The sequence below is a fragment of the Pseudoalteromonas sp. NZS37 genome, assembly GCF_015864265.1.
Taxonomy (GTDB): domain Bacteria; phylum Pseudomonadota; class Gammaproteobacteria; order Enterobacterales; family Alteromonadaceae; genus Pseudoalteromonas; species Pseudoalteromonas arctica.
Genome location: NZ_JADYXL010000003.1, coordinates 73,360 through 88,060, shown reverse-complemented (window position 1 = coordinate 88,060; position 14,701 = coordinate 73,360). Strand labels below are relative to the sequence as shown.

Here is a 14,701-nt window from a genome sequence, read left to right as displayed (position 1 = left end):
TATTAAAATGGATTGAGTGTATAACCCTGCTGTTGCAGCTGGGCATGTGCTGTCATCGCCGAAAGTGACATTTGCACACCTTCAATTAGTTGTTCTGGTGCTACTTTATAATGCGTAGCCGATTGCCCACATACATAAACCACGGTGTTATTGGCCAACAATTGCTTTATTAAACTTTGATTTTTGTTATCTGCTTTAAAACGTTCTTTATATTCACTATTAGCCAATACATCAACGCTAGCACTACCATGTACCACTAACGCTAATTGAATGTTATCTGGCTTTACACCGTGTGCTACATGCATATTAATAAAACGTGCAAGTGAGTTCATTGAATTGTTCTGCTCACCTTTTTTAGCGCCATCACCAACATCAAAGGCTATTTTAAATACCGTAGAGTCACTTATCTGAACATGCTCCGGGACACTATAAAAGTAACCAAAGTCTTTAATAAGGTTTTCACCCGCTTGCGAAAATGGGCTTATAAGTAAAAGTAATAATAGGTATTTCATAAACAATCCTGTGTTTTAAATAAGTTAACCTATTTATAAAACTAACAGAAGCAAAGAAAAAAGGGCAGCTTATCATGCTGCCGATTGAGTGTTTTTATGATGGTGGTTAATAAACTGCATACCTAAATAGCTAAATGTTCGTTTAAACATTTCTACAAAAATATCAGGCGCTTCAAGCGATGATGCGTTTGATAACAACGAAAAATCTTTATTACGTAAAGCCCGTAACTTCGGCTTCAAGGTTTCATCATCCATGTAATCTGTGATCCTATCTATAAATGACTTCATTTGTACCGTAGTGTTATACCAATAAACAGGAGACGCGAACACCCAATGGTCGTACTTTAAAACCACTTCAAATAGCGCGTAAAAGTCATCATTTTTATAGTTTTTGTCATAACAATACGGCGCAATTTTATAATCATCCAGACAAATTACGCGCACATCATTTTGCTCGGCAAAGCTATTAACATGAGCTGTGGTATTGCCGTTTTTTCGTGCGCTTGAATAAATAATAACAGTATTACGCTCAAGTTTTTGTTGCATTTAGTTAGCTCCTTTTTTAATGTGGTAGAAGCTTAAAACCTCAAGTTATATTGAGGTCAACTGAAGGATTAAAATAATGCCAGTAGGACAAAAAAAATTAACCGAAGCTAACCTAACCGTTGGCTATGTAGCGAAAAGAAGTGGTGTAAAAGTATCTACTCTTCACTTTTACGAAACTAAGTTTTTAATTAAGAGCTGGCGAAATAATGGTAATCAGCGACGTTATAAACCTGATGTATTACGCCGTGTAGCTGTAATAAAAGCAGCTCAAGCGATGGGAATTACGCTCGATGAGATTAAAAACACCTTAGCGACCCTACCCGACAACCGCACACCAACAAAACAAGACTGGTCAGCACTTTCAAAACATTGGCAAGCGCAACTTGATGAGCGAATTGCGCATATGCAACGCCTGCGCGACAAAGTAGACGGTTGTATAGGATGTGGTTGCTTATCACTTAAAAGTTGCCCAATTTACAATAAAGATGATCATTTAGGCGAAAATAAAAGCGGCGCTGTGCTTTTAAATACATAGTCTTTGCCTGTATAAAAAGTTCTCCACTTTTGTATAACAAAAATAAATACCCCTCTTAGGCGTTGGGCCAACAACGCCTTAAATATAAAGGCTAACTACGCCTCATTATTGAGTTATTAAAGAAGGTTTTTTTAGTCCGTTTATTGGTAATACGTTACTTTGCTAACAAAATAGCCTCAGGTACTACAAAAACTCTCTATTCATTAATATAGAGCCATGAAGTTTCTTGTTTAGTTGGATCGCTAGATGATTTAAAAAACAATTTAAAATTTAGGGGAAGGGCTATACTCGAATGGTTTCTTTAATATATGTAAAAAGTATATTCAATGTGGGTAGGAGCATTGCTAACTGGTTAATTTTTAAGTATTCTTGTGCGCCTAAAAAGGAAGTAAATATTCAAGGAACAAACTGTTGGAACCAACTAATCACACCCCTGAAAACAATACAAAACCACCTGTAGTTACTCAAAAATTTTCGCAAGCCCTTAAAACGGTCGATCACAAAGAACTAAAAAGTACTGGTTTTTGGCTAAATCAATTTTTTATGGTTATTTCTACTATATTCGGCGTGTATTTAGCTGCTCAAAGCGGCTTAGAACAAGCGCTTAAATTTGACTCATTTAGTAAAATGGAAGATAACTACTATTTGCGCACCTCCTTATTTGACGAAGTTGCTGATAATGCAAACAGTATGGAAGAGTATGCTAATTTACTTGCAAAAAGCCCATCAATAAAAGAAATTGAGTATTTTAAACCAACACTCGAAAAGTACATTTGGCAAACGATGCAGTACTCTCCAACTACACTCGAAACCCCAAGTGAATTACTAACGCAAATACGTCGATTTTACTCAAGAGCTAAATTTTTAATAGACGCTGTAGCTAATAAAAGGATTTCCGCTAGACAAGCAGCTGAAGAATTAAAAGAGATTACTAATTTAATTAAAACTCAAACACTCCCTGCATTAAAAAATAGCGCTAAACAATTAAAAATGGAATTACAGCAGAATGATATTTCTGTTGGTTCGTTAAAGGAACTTACAAATGCCAACTAAAAGCTGTCCACATTGTAAAGATCATCCACTAGAAGTAACCAATTATCAGGGTGAAGAAATAGATATTTGCCGTGAATGTGGTGGCTTATGGTTCGAAAAAAATGAAGTAAATCGCATGATTTCCGAGATAAATGACGGCCCAGAAGGTGATAAATTTGAAACTCACTTTGGTGAGCCATTAGGCGTTTCTGAGCTTGACTGCCCTGATTGTAAAAAAAGTTTAGAACGTTTTCACTTACTGGAAGCTTTTCATACCGAAATTGATGTTTGTAGACACTGCGATGGCACCTGGATTGATAAAGACGAACTTGAAAGTGTTGAAAAAAGCCCTGAAATAAAGATGAGTTTAGGCGAGCTAAATCAAAAAGTGAGTTGGAAAACCTACTTGTTTCAATTTTTAACGCAAATGCCTGTTGAATATAATATTAAGCCACAAAAGACTCCTTGGGTAACTCGCGGTCTTATTGTTTTAAATACATTGATTTTTGCACTTTATTTTTTAAACCCGAGCTCATTCAGCTATGTCATTGATAACTTTGCCATGACACCTGCAGATTTAAGCAAAGGTAATGAGCTATGGACTGTATTAACTTGCGTATTTTTACATGGCTCTATAATGCATTTAGTCGGCAATATGTACTTTTTATATATAGTTGGCGATAACCTAGAAGATGTTTTAGGCCATAAACGCTTTTTGTTATGGTATTTAGCCTGTGGACTACTCGCATCGTTTGCAAGCTACATTGTAAGCCCAATGTCTACAATTCCAGGCGTGGGTGCAAGTGGCGCTATAGCCGGTTTATTTGGCATGTATTTAATGTGGTTCAGACACGCAAGCCTTACTTTTATGTTTATAATTTATCAGAAGAAACTTTCTGCGGTATGGTTCTTCGCTATTTGGTTAGGATTTAACATTTTTGGTGCAGTAACAGGCCCCGATGGCATTGATTATGGCGCGCATATTGGTGGCTTTATAGCTGGATTAATTATTGGTTATATTTTAAAAAGTAAAATATTAGAGCAAAACCCTATTATTCGTCTGCTAAATCAAAAAGAAGCGCAACTTAAACGTTAATTAATTTAATAAAGTCATCAATAATAAATTGGTGACTTTATTAAATCTCACTACATAAACTTATAACTTACAGCGAGTATATACGGTAAAAAAATGTCCTGTGTTTTTAATCGGTATATCGTATGTTATTGGCTCTTCAGTAAGCTCGCACTCTAAATTACTTAAGTTATCAGCAAATAAGCCTTGATGCTCTGTAAAAAGAGTATTTAGAACCCATAAAACTGAATCATCAGTATTTTTATTTTTTATATGAATACTTTGCATTAAAGAGCTATTAAAAAACATGTTTGAAGGCTTTGAACTGCGTATTTTTTTATTATTAAAATAGAAGTAACCATTGCTGTCACTTATAGCTTCATCAACATAAGTATCGCCATAAATTAGCTCTCTTGTCACTGTAACGCCTTGTTGAGGCTCACCATTGCTTAATAATCTGCCTTTAATAGACAACGACAACGTAACGTCTTGCTTGTTAAAAAAGCCAAACATATCTGCATATCCTTGCATTGGTATTAATAAAAATAGAATAAGTGTTAACGTCACGCCTGCTGTTCTTGTCTTGATCATAAAAATCCCTCTTGTATTTGTATTTTTAGCCTAACAACAAAAGCCAACTTGTAACATATTTTAAATCGCTATTCTTAGGATTATGCCTATATAGATTTAGCTGATTTACTGGCGATATTAAAAATAACTACAATAATAAAGTCTAAATATTTATACATTGCTATAAGCGAGGTAAGCTGACCTTAAAGTATTAGAAGTAATAAATATAAGATGTCATATTGTCAATTAACTAAAATACACAAACCGTTTAACATTCTTCGTAGAATTAATTGAAGATTATTTTTTAGACTGCGAGCCGCCTAAGTACTTATAATTAAGCATATACTCCTTTAACAAACTCAAACTATGTATAGCTCAAGCTCAAACTTCCTTTAAGTTATAAAGCGGCTTTTATAAACACTTAAGGTATTCCCATAAACAGCTGTAGCGCTAAACGCTTTACTTTGTATTTCCAGGTTAGTTTTTCGATACGCTCAGGCGCACCTTTAAAATGCAGCCAAGGCTTAATTATTTCTTCGTTAGGTGTCGCTCTGAGCCAATTAAAATGAGCAGCCTCTTTATTAAACTTTTGCCAAATTTCGGCTTGTTGAGCAAGTGAAAAGTCGCTCCAAAATTTATTAGGTCTGTCATTTTTTTTGTCAAATTCAGCGGTGGATCCATCAAGGTGGCGGTAGTTTTCATACTCAGGTACATCAGGAAGTGGTTGGCTGCTGTCCATAAAACGCACTACACGCTCCCAATATAAATAACAGTTCATTGGGTTATTTGAGTTATCCGGCACTTGCACAACAATTTTAGTGTCAGGGTATTTATTCTCATCAACATGGCTTATATAGGGTACAAACCCCATTACACCCGGGCGTGTTGCAACCATATCTAAATGGCATACAATATCAGCCCACTTAAAACAACAATTACCCTGCTCATCACGCGCTTCGCAACCAGGGATAGGATAAGTAAAGTCTACTAGCTGCTTTTGTCTATCAAAGTATATTTGTTTTTTGGGGATGTAACTGTCTGTTAGTGGCAGTAAATTAAGAAAAAACAAATTCCAAGAAAAAGTAAGTATAGGTATCCACCATTGAAATTTTTCACCCTCTTCGTAAATAGGTAGAGATAAAACACTTATTAAAGTCACAAGACTCAAAACAGCCCCTATAATTATAGGACCAAAAAGTACAGCTCTAGCTGGACTATTTCCACACATTTCTACTTTATATCGTTCTGGGTGTTTTTGTATTGCCTTCTGTTTTTTAGAAGGTAAGTCATACAAGTAACACAAGCCTTTAAACTTTTCTTTAAGGCTATTTAATCTCTCAGGATAAAAAAAACGATTGAACCGCGTTTTTTTTGGCATAATATCAGCGGCTAGGTAGTCATTATTCTGCATCAGATTCCTTTGATAAACAGAGGCACTTTAAGGTGCCTCTGTTTAAGTTCCTTTTCTGATTGTTAAAGTATCATGGACTCTGAAACTTAAACAGTCTCACGGAAAGCCGATAAAAAGTTGAATCAATAAACGCTTTACTTTATATTTCCACGTTAATTGCTCGAATCGCTCAGGCTCTGCTTTCCAATGCTGCCAAGGTTTGATTACTTCTTCCTGCTCTTTACCTTTTAGCCAATCAAATGGAAATGCTTCACTCTGAATTTCCTCTTCAATTTCAATTTGCTGTTCAATTGAAAAGTCTACCCAAAAGTCTGAAGGACGATTATTTTTTTTATCAAACTCTGCTGTAATTGGATCTGAATGACGGTGTTGTTCATATACAGGCACATCGGGCAATGGCTTACTTAAATCCATAAAACGTACATAACACTCCCACAATAAATAACAATGCACTGGATTGGCTGAAAGTTCTACAACTGAACCGGTTACTATTGTTTTAGGGTACTTATCTTGGTCTATATGACTAATTTCTGGAAAGTAATTCATTACACCCGGCGCGCCCATTTTCGAGGTTAACCTGCAAACAATCTCTTCCCATTTAAAGCAACAGTTACCTAAGTCATCTCTTTGTTCACAACCTGGTATCTCAAAAGTAAACCCGACCGTTTGGTTTTGCCTATCAAGGTACATCACCCTATCTGGTATGTATCTTGCTGTGATCGGTAATAAATTTAAAAAGAATAAGTTCCATAAAAAGGTAAAAAATGGTATCCACCACTGAAATTTTTCACCTTCATCATAAAATGGAAGTGATAAAATACTAATTAATGTAATTAAGCTTAATACAGCTCCAATAGCCATTGGTCCAAATAATATGGCTTTTATAGGGTTATTGCCACAAGGGACAACTTTGTATTTTTCGCGCTGACTTTCATATAACTTGTTCGTATCAAGCCAATCATATAAAAAACACAGGCCTTTAAATTCGTGATATATATTTTTTATACTGCGATATTCAAAAAAGCGATTAAAGTTCGTTTTCTTTGGCATTATTCCAACACCGAAGTAATTATTTTTTTGCATCAGGTTCCTTATGCGATTGCTAAATCAGGTGTGGCATTTTCAATTGGCTTTTCAAATGCATCAAAATCTATTGGTAGGGTTAAATTTTCGTTGTATATAAGTATCCGTATTATTTCAAGATCAAACACACTGATACTAGGTGATTCAATTTCAAACTCATAAACTGCAGCATTTAGGCTAAGGCTATTATCATCAAATTCATAATTAAACTAGACAGCCGCTCTAATTGTGTTTTTAAAGTTGATTTTTGCATAAGGCAAAACAGCGATTCACACTAACCGCTGTTTTTTACATCACCATACTTTATGTCTGTTTACTTGGCAGTCATCAGGGTCTAAATAAGGTTTTAGCTCCTCAGGAAAAGCGTGTTTTTCCGTTATATCTTTATCAATTTTGAAGTAATGCTCTATCGATTGGTATAAATGCGTGCCAAGTGAGATTGATGTATCCATAAAGGTCATGGCTGTGGCGTATGCCAGTGAATCCCATTCACGATTTGAACCACCCACATAAAAAGTAGGCTTGGTAAAGCGATAATGTTTAGGGTATTTTAACGGTACCATGAGTGACACAAATACACGTGAACCACCACGGGCTGAACCGACATTACGCTCATTGGCGCCATAGCAAACAATGTCTTCGTAAGGTAAATAAAACGGTTTTCTAAATAATGTATGCGGAGTTTTTACAAGCCCGGTATGACGATTAAAATAAAAATTATCTCGGTGCGCTAATATGGCCCGGTGTTTCAGCATATAAAAACCTATAATAAACATAGGTGCGTATATAGCAAATGGCACCCACCGATAATCCTCCCACACAAAGCCAATAACACCCAAATCAACGAAAAAAAACAGAACTGCAGCGACCATTAACAAGAAGCTTAGACCAGTAAATAAATTTGACCACCCTCCAAACCATGAAATAGCCAACTGCTTACCATCGCTCTCTACCCAATGTCCCTCAAGTGTTGACCCACTATCTGGGGATTCAAGCTCTGCTGAATATTCATCAGTAAAACGCTTACTTTTAAACGTGCGAGTTTTGAACCTGCAACCATTGAGTGCTTCGGCTTTTTTTAATCGCGTTTCATAGCTGTCTTTATGTAAGTAGTCTCTTGGCAGTTGCTCTTCGTAGGTTGCTCTATTATCACGGTATCTTCTTTCGTTTCTAGTTCGCTTTCGTATTTCAGCCACTTTCTCTGGGTTATTTTTTCTAAACTCTTCTCTTCGCACCACCGCTTCTTCATCCAAAGCCAGTTGCTTTATGGTTTTATCTTTTGTTCTAGCGGGGTCTCGACCAGGATTTTCAGCGCACCACTGTTTAATTGCGTTAACACGGTTTTCTCTTTTTATTTTTTCTCGTTCTTCGTGAGTTAAACCATCTTCCTCTTCAGCAATGTGGCGCTCAACTAGCTCATCAAGTATTCTTTCGTCCTCTGATCTTTTATCATCTATGTTCATAGTTACTCCTTTAACAATCTACTTCTTATAAATTAATTACTGCTTGGCTTATAACTTGACCAATGCGGTGACTGTACTTGCGGTCATCACCCAAGATAATGTTCTAGGTTTTCATCCGCTTTGTAATACTCAATTGGTAAGCCATAGGTACTATTAAAACCTTGAATAGTCGGCTAGCCTTTACCTTATGGGTACACTGATAATCAAACTATATAGCCACTCTAATTATATAAACCAAACTGCGCCATAAAAGGTACTTAAGGTATCCCACACGTTAATTGCATAAATATCCGTTTCGCTTTGTATTTCCAATTAAGTGTTTGTTTTCGCTCGGGCTCAGGCGTCCACCGTAACCATGGTTTGGTTATTTCAGGGTGTGGCTCGTCGTTGTACCAATCTATTTTGTATGCTTCAGCATATAACTCATCATAAATTTCGGTTTGTTGTGCAAAGCTCATGTCACGCCAGTAAACCTCAGGGCGATTGTTGTGCTTATCAAACTCAGCGGTAATTGAATCTAGGTGCCTGTAACCCTCATATTCAGGTATATCAGGTAATGGCTTTGTGTTATCCATAAAGCGAACTAAACGCTCCCAAAACAGTAAACAATAAACAATAAATTGGGTTTTGTGCTAACTCTGTCACTACAATCGTCATTTTTGTTTGTGGGTATTTATCTATGTTTTTATGGGAGAGTCTTGGAAAAAATGCCCGCGAACCCGACTGCGAGGTGCTTTCGTTTACCAATACACATTTCATATCTCGCCAATCAAAACAGCAATTACCAAATTCATCGCGCTCGTCACAACCAGGAATATTAAAGGTGTAACCGACTTTACCTGTTTGACGATCAAAATATGCTAACTTAGGAGGTGCCATACGATCCCAAAGTGGTTGAAGGTTTAAAAATGTAAGGTTAAAGCCGAGTACTAAATACAGAAACCACCATGAGAAGCATCGTCCTCTCCATGAAATGGGATTAGCATTATATCTAAAGCAACAACCAAACTACCAACAAACCCCAAATATAAGTGCTCTCATGGGGTCATTACCGCATGAATGGACTTGAAAGCGCTGGGGTTGTGCCTTTAGGCCTAACTTATCGATATATAACCAATCATAAAGAATACATAATCCACCAAATTGCTTTGTAAGACTTTTGCTTGTTTTAGCATTAAAATATTTATTAAAAATTGTTTTTTTAGCCAGCGGGCCACCTAAGTACTTAAATATATTCATACTATTTTCACTAAATAATCTAAGCAGCACTAATGCTGCCTAGGTTTAACTTCCTTTTATGATTGTTAAAGAACTACGGTTAGTTAACCGATTTAAAACCCTGGTTCTTCATGAAAAATAGAAAGCTGTATCTAATTTTTTCAACAGCTTACAAATCTATCATCAAAAATGAAGTGAATTTTTGCCACAACGTTTTCCCAAACTTAACTTCACTCTCAGGCTTGATGTTATCTGCGTATTTCCATGGAAATTTAAAAATATCTGGCGGTGTTAGCTTTTTAATAGGTTTTCCCATCAATATGTTATCGAGCTGTTCTTCATCATTAAATTCTTTTCTAAGCTCATCATCTGCTTTAGATATTTTTTTTAAAAATGCTTATCAACTCGATACCAAAAGTACTTAGGTCGACCATCGGTTTTATCAAATTCAGCGGTTGTTTTATCAAACTCACGGTAATATTCAAATTGCGGGATATCTGCTAAAGGCTGGGTAACATCCATAAAGTTTTGTAATAATTTCCAATGTTGAAAGCTGCAAGCTATCTCATTGTTGTAAGCAACATCATAACGCTGATCTTCTTTATAATTTAGAAGCGTAAGCCCCTATGTGGAAAGCCACTTTTGGGATTATGTGTAGCTTTATAATAAGCATTAAATTCTTCAAAGCTTAAATAAACAAAGCTCTTTGCACCGCTTTTAGGTATTTTAACTACACCTGTTTTACGATCGAAAATAACTGCTAATTTAAAATTAGATCTAAAATATGGCCATATTACCCAGTTTGAAATTTTTGAAAAACACCAAACAGATAACAACACAGTGTAACTATCAAATGCCTCTGCAATATCTCCAAGAAAAAACTAGTAATAGGAAAAGCTAGCAAAAGAAACAGTATTGATATGTGGAATATCCCCCAAGCGAAAGTTAAAGTGTCTATGAAACTTACAGGGTTAGAAGCCAAAGGTAATTCCAGTCGGCTCTCATTTTGACTAAGAATACTTCGATGCTGGTTTGCTGCACCACTTATATTCAATTTATATTCTAATCTTTGAGAGTTATCAAAACAGTGCCCAAACACATTACCTCTAGGGAATAACGCTTGCTTACTTTGATAACAGCAATACATAGAGTCCCGCTCATCAGTCGCTATTTCATTCCTGAATTTTGGGTTTTTCTTACCTCTGTAAGCTGTGTCAGCATATTCTATTTCCTTTATTATCTATGCCTTATCTGACATTTAATCCGCGCACCACTTTGAAAGAGTTTCCGAATTAACAATAAACCTAGGTCCTCTTACTAAACAAGAAAACTGTGTTACTAAATTTGCATTTAAGACTGATAATTTATGTTTTACGAATGCGCTACTTTCATTTGATCTGGTAAATGCAAAACTAAAATGGGTGTGTTTTTTTTCTGCAGAGAACTAAATACTCTGCTACTTCTTCATTAATACTCTTCAATAACTCCGGATCAGTATCGGCATAACCCGGCCGTTGAAAGTTATATTCAAGGTGATGGTTATATATATAACTTGAATTAATATCGGTTAGAAATAGCGATTTACTTTCGCCAGGGTAGCCTCGATAAAAGTTGATGTTAAAGTTCATTTTTCTTGTTCCACCTTGAGATGGTAACAGATCACCTATTGGTATTTTAAGGACTGATATATGGGTAACCTCAGACTCAAGTTCAGCAATTGGTTCAATATTCACATATTTGCAAACTCTATATGAATCACCATGTCGCAACGACTCATTTTTTGTAAGAATAAAGCTAACTTCTTTATCTTCAGTGATATCCATTAAATTAATAATTAAAAAATTCAACCCTTCTCTAACAAGATTTTGATTAATACAGATATCAAACTCTGTGTTATTTACTTTAATTAAGCATGGTTTTTTTAAATTTTCTCTAAAAGTATTTTCATTTCCAATATTTACTAAAATAATAATAACAAACAGAAAAATAGTTAAAATTAATATCCACATAGCTATATCCCTATTAATAACTGCCGTATTGAAACCAATATATCCCCTATTGAAGCAAGTACATTCATTTTTTTATTACGCTGTTTAGCGCTAAATTGAAGCCAAGGACAAACTAGATCGTATATATCAAGCATTTTTTTTGATAATTCATACTGATCATCATAAAACGGATTATTAATCAGCTCTCTTTCAATATCTCTTTGTTGTTCGTATGAAAAGTCACACCAAAACCGCTCTGGTCGTTTGTTTTTTATATCAAACTCTTTAGTAGATTGATCGTTTTTTCTATAGAGTTCCAAATCTGGCGAGTCGGGTAATGGTAAAGTTAAATCTAAATAACGCTGATACCTTGCCCATTGCTTAATTACATCATCAACGGTGCCATGATATTCACTTAACGCGTGAATATGTACCCAAGGGACGTCATTGTATTGAGCAATATTTTCATGAATAAGTACTAGGCTTGCTATTTTACCGACTCCTTGAGTTTTTGTTAAAAAACGTACGTTGAGTGAAAATTCACCTACGGGGAATGCAGCATTAGCAAACTCATCTTTAAAAGGAGGCTCATTGTTTGTCTGTTCTGTAAAGTTGATTGTATTATTCAACCTATCTAAATAAACCAAATCCTCATTTTTTGAACTAAGTCTATAATAATAAAATGAACTAAAGTTGCATACGATAGCATTCCAAAACATAAATATTATTAAGCCTAGCCAAGTCGGCATTCCAAAAAACTCATCACTGCCAAATACAACTATAAATAACATTAAAAAAGAAATAATAAACGGGAGAGTATAAAAAAATATATCTAGCCTTTTCCTCGCATTCAAACGCCGTCCAACAACTAGATATTTAGATTTATCTGCTAGGCTTGATTTTTCAAAGCTTTCAGCTCTAGCCCTTTCATTAACAAAGTATCGTCTAACTACATTTATACCAAAACAATCAAACCAGAAACTTTTATCCCTATCAAACTGCTCTGATTTAAAATAAGGTAAAATGCGGTTTTGATACAATCTGGGCGAGATTTTTTCGGCAAATGAAGTATAAAATGTATAGTCCATGAATTCCCTTTTTAGCTTATCCCTATTCTTGTTATTTACTTAATTATTATAAAAAATTAAGACGGTTTTTTAGTTTTTGCCTCTAAATTAGATCTCATTGTTAGTTTTAGCTAAATTAATTCCATATACTTTACGATATAGCAACGACAATAGGGAAAGTAATGTAATTAAAATAAACCACGTTATATTTGAATTTAAAAAAGCGCTTTTAATAAAAGAAGCTGATATGAAACTCAGTGTATTAAAATCTATTTCACCTTTAATATAAAGACTTAAGAAAGGAAATAAAATCATAATAATTAAAGAAAATAAGATTAAAAAACTGACCAAAAAGAATGATAAGAGTTCTTTTTCAGCAGCCACCCCAGTAAACAAGCCTGTTTTATCTAATGTTTTTAAATAATTTCGAAAATTAAAAAAACGTTCACTTTGGTTCTTTTCTTTTTTATCTTTTGTCTGTTTTAAATTAAAAAAATGTAACAATGACAAAATCACTCCACCCTCAATCAAGTAATAAAAAACATAAGGGTAATCACCATTGATAACTATAAAAAAATTAGACAAAACAAAATAGACACAGAGGTTAAATTTATCAGCCGTTTTTAATACTAAAAAAAACACTATAGACATTACCAGTGGTAATAAAAAAAACGAATCCCAAGGTACTAAACTCGAACATGCTCCAGCTACTGTGCTGCATATATTATTATCGTATGTAGTACTATTAAAACTTAAAACGGGTCTTGAGTTTAATGAATTATAACTCAATAAAAACTCGACAAAAAAACTCATAAGCATTGCGAGTGATAAATTTTTAAATGCAAAGCGATTCATAAAAATCCTTTTAAAGTACCTTAAACAATAAAAGCGCTATTGTTTAAGGTTGGTTTTAATAAAGTAAAACTACTATTTATGCTCAGCGCTGTTTTTTACATCACCAAACTTCATGTCTGTTTACTTGGCAGTCATCAGGGTCTAAATAAGGTTTTAGCTCCTCAGGAAAAGCGTGTTTTTCCGTTATATCTTTATCAATTTTGAAGTAATGCTCTATCGATTGATATAAGTGCGTGCCAAGTGGGATTGATGTATCCATAAAGGTCATGGCTGTGGCATATTCCAGTGAATCCCATTCACGATTAAAACCACCCACATAAAAAGTAGGCTTAGTGAAGCGATAATGTTTAGGGTATTTTAACGGCACCATTAGAGACACAAATACACGTGAACCACCACGGGCTGAGCCTACATTACGCTCATTTGCACCATAGCAAACAATATCTTCGTAAGGTAAATAAAACGGTTTTCTGAATAATGTATGCGGAGTTTTTACAAGCCCAGTATGGCGATTAAAATAAAAATTATCTCGGTGCGCTAATATGGCCCGGTGTTTCAGCATATAAAAACCTATAATAAACATAGGTGCGTATATAGCAAATGGGACCCACCGATAATCCTCCCACACAAAACCAATAACACCCAAATCAACGAAAAAAAACAGAACTGCAGCGACCATTAACAAGAAGCTTAGAGCAGTAAATAAATTTGACCACCCTCCAAACCATGAAATAGCCAACTGCTTACCATCGCTCTCTACCCAATGCCCCTCAAGTGTTGAGCCACGATTAGGCGACTTGAGCTCTGCTGCATATTCATCAGTAAAACGCTTACTTTTAAACGTGCGTGTTTTAAACCCGCAGCCATTGAGTGCTTCGGCTTTTTTTAATCGCGTTTCATAACTGTCTACATGTAAGTAGTTTCTTGGCAGTTGCTCTTCGTAGGTTTGTCTATCCCTACGGTATTTAATTTTGTTTTCAGACCTTATGCTTATTTCTGCCATTTTCTCAGGGTTATTTTTTCTAAACTCTTCAATGCGCACTACAGCTTCTTCGTCTAAAGCCAGTTGCTTTATGGTTTTGTCTTTTGCTCTTGTAGGGTCCCGATTTGGGTTTTCAGCGCACCACTGGTTAATTGCGTTAATACGGTTTTCTCTTTTTATTTTTTCTCTTTCTTCATGGGTTAAACCGTCTTCTTGTTCAGCAATATAGCGCTCAAGATCCTTGTCACTAATAAGGCTATCAAGTAAGTCATCCAGTTTGCTTGATTTATCCAAGCCTTTATCACCACTACTCATCATTAGTCCTTTCTTTTCTGTACTTCTTTTGTATTGTTTTAATAACTTAGCT

At 35.2% G+C, this 14,701-nt stretch carries 16 protein-coding genes; 3 read left to right on the top strand and 13 right to left on the bottom strand.

Features of this window, described 5'->3' with window-relative positions:
* Nucleotides 1-2: 2 nt before the first annotated feature.
* A complete protein-coding gene (locus I6F47_RS06335; protein ID WP_024593723.1) occupies nucleotides 3-512 on the bottom strand; it encodes a DsrE family protein in 510 nt (169 codons plus the stop codon).
* A gap of 72 nt (nucleotides 513-584) precedes the next feature.
* The gene (locus I6F47_RS06330) at nucleotides 585-1,058 is read right to left on the bottom strand and encodes a flavodoxin family protein (protein WP_165729400.1); all 474 of its coding nucleotides are present in this window, start codon (nucleotides 1,056-1,058) and stop codon (nucleotides 585-587) included.
* Between the two features lie 76 nt (nucleotides 1,059-1,134).
* Here I6F47_RS06330 and soxR point away from each other — a divergent pair, with 76 nt between their 5' ends.
* From soxR to I6F47_RS06315, 3 genes are all read left to right on the top strand, one after another.
* Entirely contained in the window at nucleotides 1,135-1,593 is a 459-nt protein-coding gene (gene soxR / locus I6F47_RS06325) for a redox-sensitive transcriptional activator SoxR (RefSeq protein WP_007584428.1), read from the top strand.
* A gap of 411 nt (nucleotides 1,594-2,004) precedes the next feature.
* Nucleotides 2,005-2,646, top strand: a complete 642-nt coding sequence (locus I6F47_RS06320; RefSeq protein WP_007584429.1) for a hypothetical protein — start codon at nucleotides 2,005-2,007, stop codon at nucleotides 2,644-2,646.
* On the top strand, nucleotides 2,636-3,721 hold the full coding sequence (locus I6F47_RS06315) for a rhomboid family intramembrane serine protease (RefSeq protein ID WP_165721746.1): 1,086 nt from the start codon (nucleotides 2,636-2,638) through the stop codon (nucleotides 3,719-3,721). The genes I6F47_RS06320 and I6F47_RS06315 overlap by 11 nt, the downstream gene beginning before the upstream one ends.
* 60 nt (nucleotides 3,722-3,781) lie before the next feature.
* Here I6F47_RS06315 and I6F47_RS06310 read toward each other — a convergent pair whose 3' ends face one another.
* The 11 genes from I6F47_RS06310 to I6F47_RS06265 all read right to left on the bottom strand — a co-directional run bounded on the left by I6F47_RS06310 (nucleotide 3,782) and on the right by I6F47_RS06265 (nucleotide 14,652).
* On the bottom strand, nucleotides 3,782-4,288 hold the full coding sequence (locus I6F47_RS06310) for a DUF6795 domain-containing protein (RefSeq protein WP_024592003.1): 507 nt from the start codon (nucleotides 4,286-4,288) through the stop codon (nucleotides 3,782-3,784).
* 400 nt (nucleotides 4,289-4,688) lie between these two features.
* Complete coding sequence (locus I6F47_RS06305; RefSeq protein ID WP_197183538.1) at nucleotides 4,689-5,678, bottom strand: hypothetical protein; 990 nt, start codon at nucleotides 5,676-5,678, stop codon at nucleotides 4,689-4,691.
* 96 nt (nucleotides 5,679-5,774) lie between these two features.
* Nucleotides 5,775-6,761 (bottom strand): hypothetical protein, encoded by a 987-nt coding sequence (locus I6F47_RS06300; protein WP_197183537.1) that lies wholly within the window; start codon nucleotides 6,759-6,761, stop codon nucleotides 5,775-5,777.
* A gap of 293 nt (nucleotides 6,762-7,054) precedes the next feature.
* Complete coding sequence (locus I6F47_RS06290) at nucleotides 7,055-8,224, bottom strand: hypothetical protein (RefSeq protein ID WP_231609183.1); 1,170 nt, start codon at nucleotides 8,222-8,224, stop codon at nucleotides 7,055-7,057.
* Nucleotides 8,225-8,481: 257 nt separating this feature from the next.
* Nucleotides 8,482-8,799, bottom strand: coding sequence for a hypothetical protein (locus I6F47_RS20560; RefSeq protein WP_231609182.1), 318 nt, complete (start codon nucleotides 8,797-8,799; stop codon nucleotides 8,482-8,484).
* Entirely contained in the window at nucleotides 8,792-9,103 is a 312-nt protein-coding gene (locus I6F47_RS20555) for a hypothetical protein (RefSeq protein WP_231609181.1), read from the bottom strand. The genes I6F47_RS20560 and I6F47_RS20555 overlap by 8 nt, the downstream gene beginning before the upstream one ends.
* A 726-nt stretch (nucleotides 9,104-9,829) precedes the next feature.
* A complete protein-coding gene (locus tag I6F47_RS20675) occupies nucleotides 9,830-9,964 on the bottom strand; it encodes a hypothetical protein (RefSeq protein ID WP_269435315.1) in 135 nt (44 codons plus the stop codon).
* Between the two features lie 890 nt (nucleotides 9,965-10,854).
* The gene (locus I6F47_RS06280) at nucleotides 10,855-11,451 is read right to left on the bottom strand and encodes a hypothetical protein (RefSeq protein WP_165721748.1); all 597 of its coding nucleotides are present in this window, start codon (nucleotides 11,449-11,451) and stop codon (nucleotides 10,855-10,857) included.
* A gap of 2 nt (nucleotides 11,452-11,453) precedes the next feature.
* A complete protein-coding gene (locus tag I6F47_RS06275; RefSeq protein WP_165721749.1) occupies nucleotides 11,454-12,518 on the bottom strand; it encodes a hypothetical protein in 1,065 nt (354 codons plus the stop codon).
* An 87-nt stretch (nucleotides 12,519-12,605) separates the two neighbouring features.
* Entirely contained in the window at nucleotides 12,606-13,352 is a 747-nt protein-coding gene (locus tag I6F47_RS06270; protein WP_197183536.1) for a hypothetical protein, read from the bottom strand.
* 100 nt (nucleotides 13,353-13,452) lie between these two features.
* Nucleotides 13,453-14,652, bottom strand: coding sequence for a dolichyl-diphosphooligosaccharide--protein glycosyltransferase subunit 2 (locus I6F47_RS06265; protein ID WP_231609180.1), 1,200 nt, complete (start codon nucleotides 14,650-14,652; stop codon nucleotides 13,453-13,455).
* Nucleotides 14,653-14,701 lie beyond the last annotated feature (49 nt).

What these genes read in the sequence shown, in the direction of transcription:
- I6F47_RS06335 (WP_024593723.1), bottom strand. Translation starts at nt 512, where the DNA reads ATGAAATACCTATTATTACTTTTACTTATAAGCCCATTTTCGCAAGCG.
- I6F47_RS06330 (WP_165729400.1), bottom strand. Translation starts at nt 1,058, where the DNA reads ATGCAACAAAAACTTGAGCGTAATACTGTTATTATTTATTCAAGCGCA.
- soxR (WP_007584428.1), top strand. Translation starts at nt 1,135, where the DNA reads ATGCCAGTAGGACAAAAAAAATTAACCGAAGCTAACCTAACCGTTGGC.
- I6F47_RS06315 (WP_165721746.1), top strand. Translation starts at nt 2,636, where the DNA reads ATGCCAACTAAAAGCTGTCCACATTGTAAAGATCATCCACTAGAAGTA.
- I6F47_RS06310 (WP_024592003.1), bottom strand. Translation starts at nt 4,288, where the DNA reads ATGATCAAGACAAGAACAGCAGGCGTGACGTTAACACTTATTCTATTT.
- I6F47_RS06305 (WP_197183538.1), bottom strand. Translation starts at nt 5,678, where the DNA reads ATGCAGAATAATGACTACCTAGCCGCTGATATTATGCCAAAAAAAACG.
- I6F47_RS06300 (WP_197183537.1), bottom strand. Translation starts at nt 6,761, where the DNA reads ATGCAAAAAAATAATTACTTCGGTGTTGGAATAATGCCAAAGAAAACG.
- I6F47_RS06290 (WP_231609183.1), bottom strand. Translation starts at nt 8,224, where the DNA reads ATGAACATAGATGATAAAAGATCAGAGGACGAAAGAATACTTGATGAG.
- I6F47_RS20560 (WP_231609182.1), bottom strand. Translation starts at nt 8,799, where the DNA reads ATGGATAACACAAAGCCATTACCTGATATACCTGAATATGAGGGTTAC.
- I6F47_RS20555 (WP_231609181.1), bottom strand. Translation starts at nt 9,103, where the DNA reads ATGGCACCTCCTAAGTTAGCATATTTTGATCGTCAAACAGGTAAAGTC.
- I6F47_RS20675 (WP_269435315.1), bottom strand. Translation starts at nt 9,964, where the DNA reads ATGGATGTTACCCAGCCTTTAGCAGATATCCCGCAATTTGAATATTAC.
- I6F47_RS06280 (WP_165721748.1), bottom strand. Translation starts at nt 11,451, where the DNA reads ATGTGGATATTAATTTTAACTATTTTTCTGTTTGTTATTATTATTTTA.
- I6F47_RS06275 (WP_165721749.1), bottom strand. Translation starts at nt 12,518, where the DNA reads ATGGACTATACATTTTATACTTCATTTGCCGAAAAAATCTCGCCCAGA.
- I6F47_RS06270 (WP_197183536.1), bottom strand. Translation starts at nt 13,352, where the DNA reads ATGAATCGCTTTGCATTTAAAAATTTATCACTCGCAATGCTTATGAGT.
- I6F47_RS06265 (WP_231609180.1), bottom strand. Translation starts at nt 14,652, where the DNA reads ATGATGAGTAGTGGTGATAAAGGCTTGGATAAATCAAGCAAACTGGAT.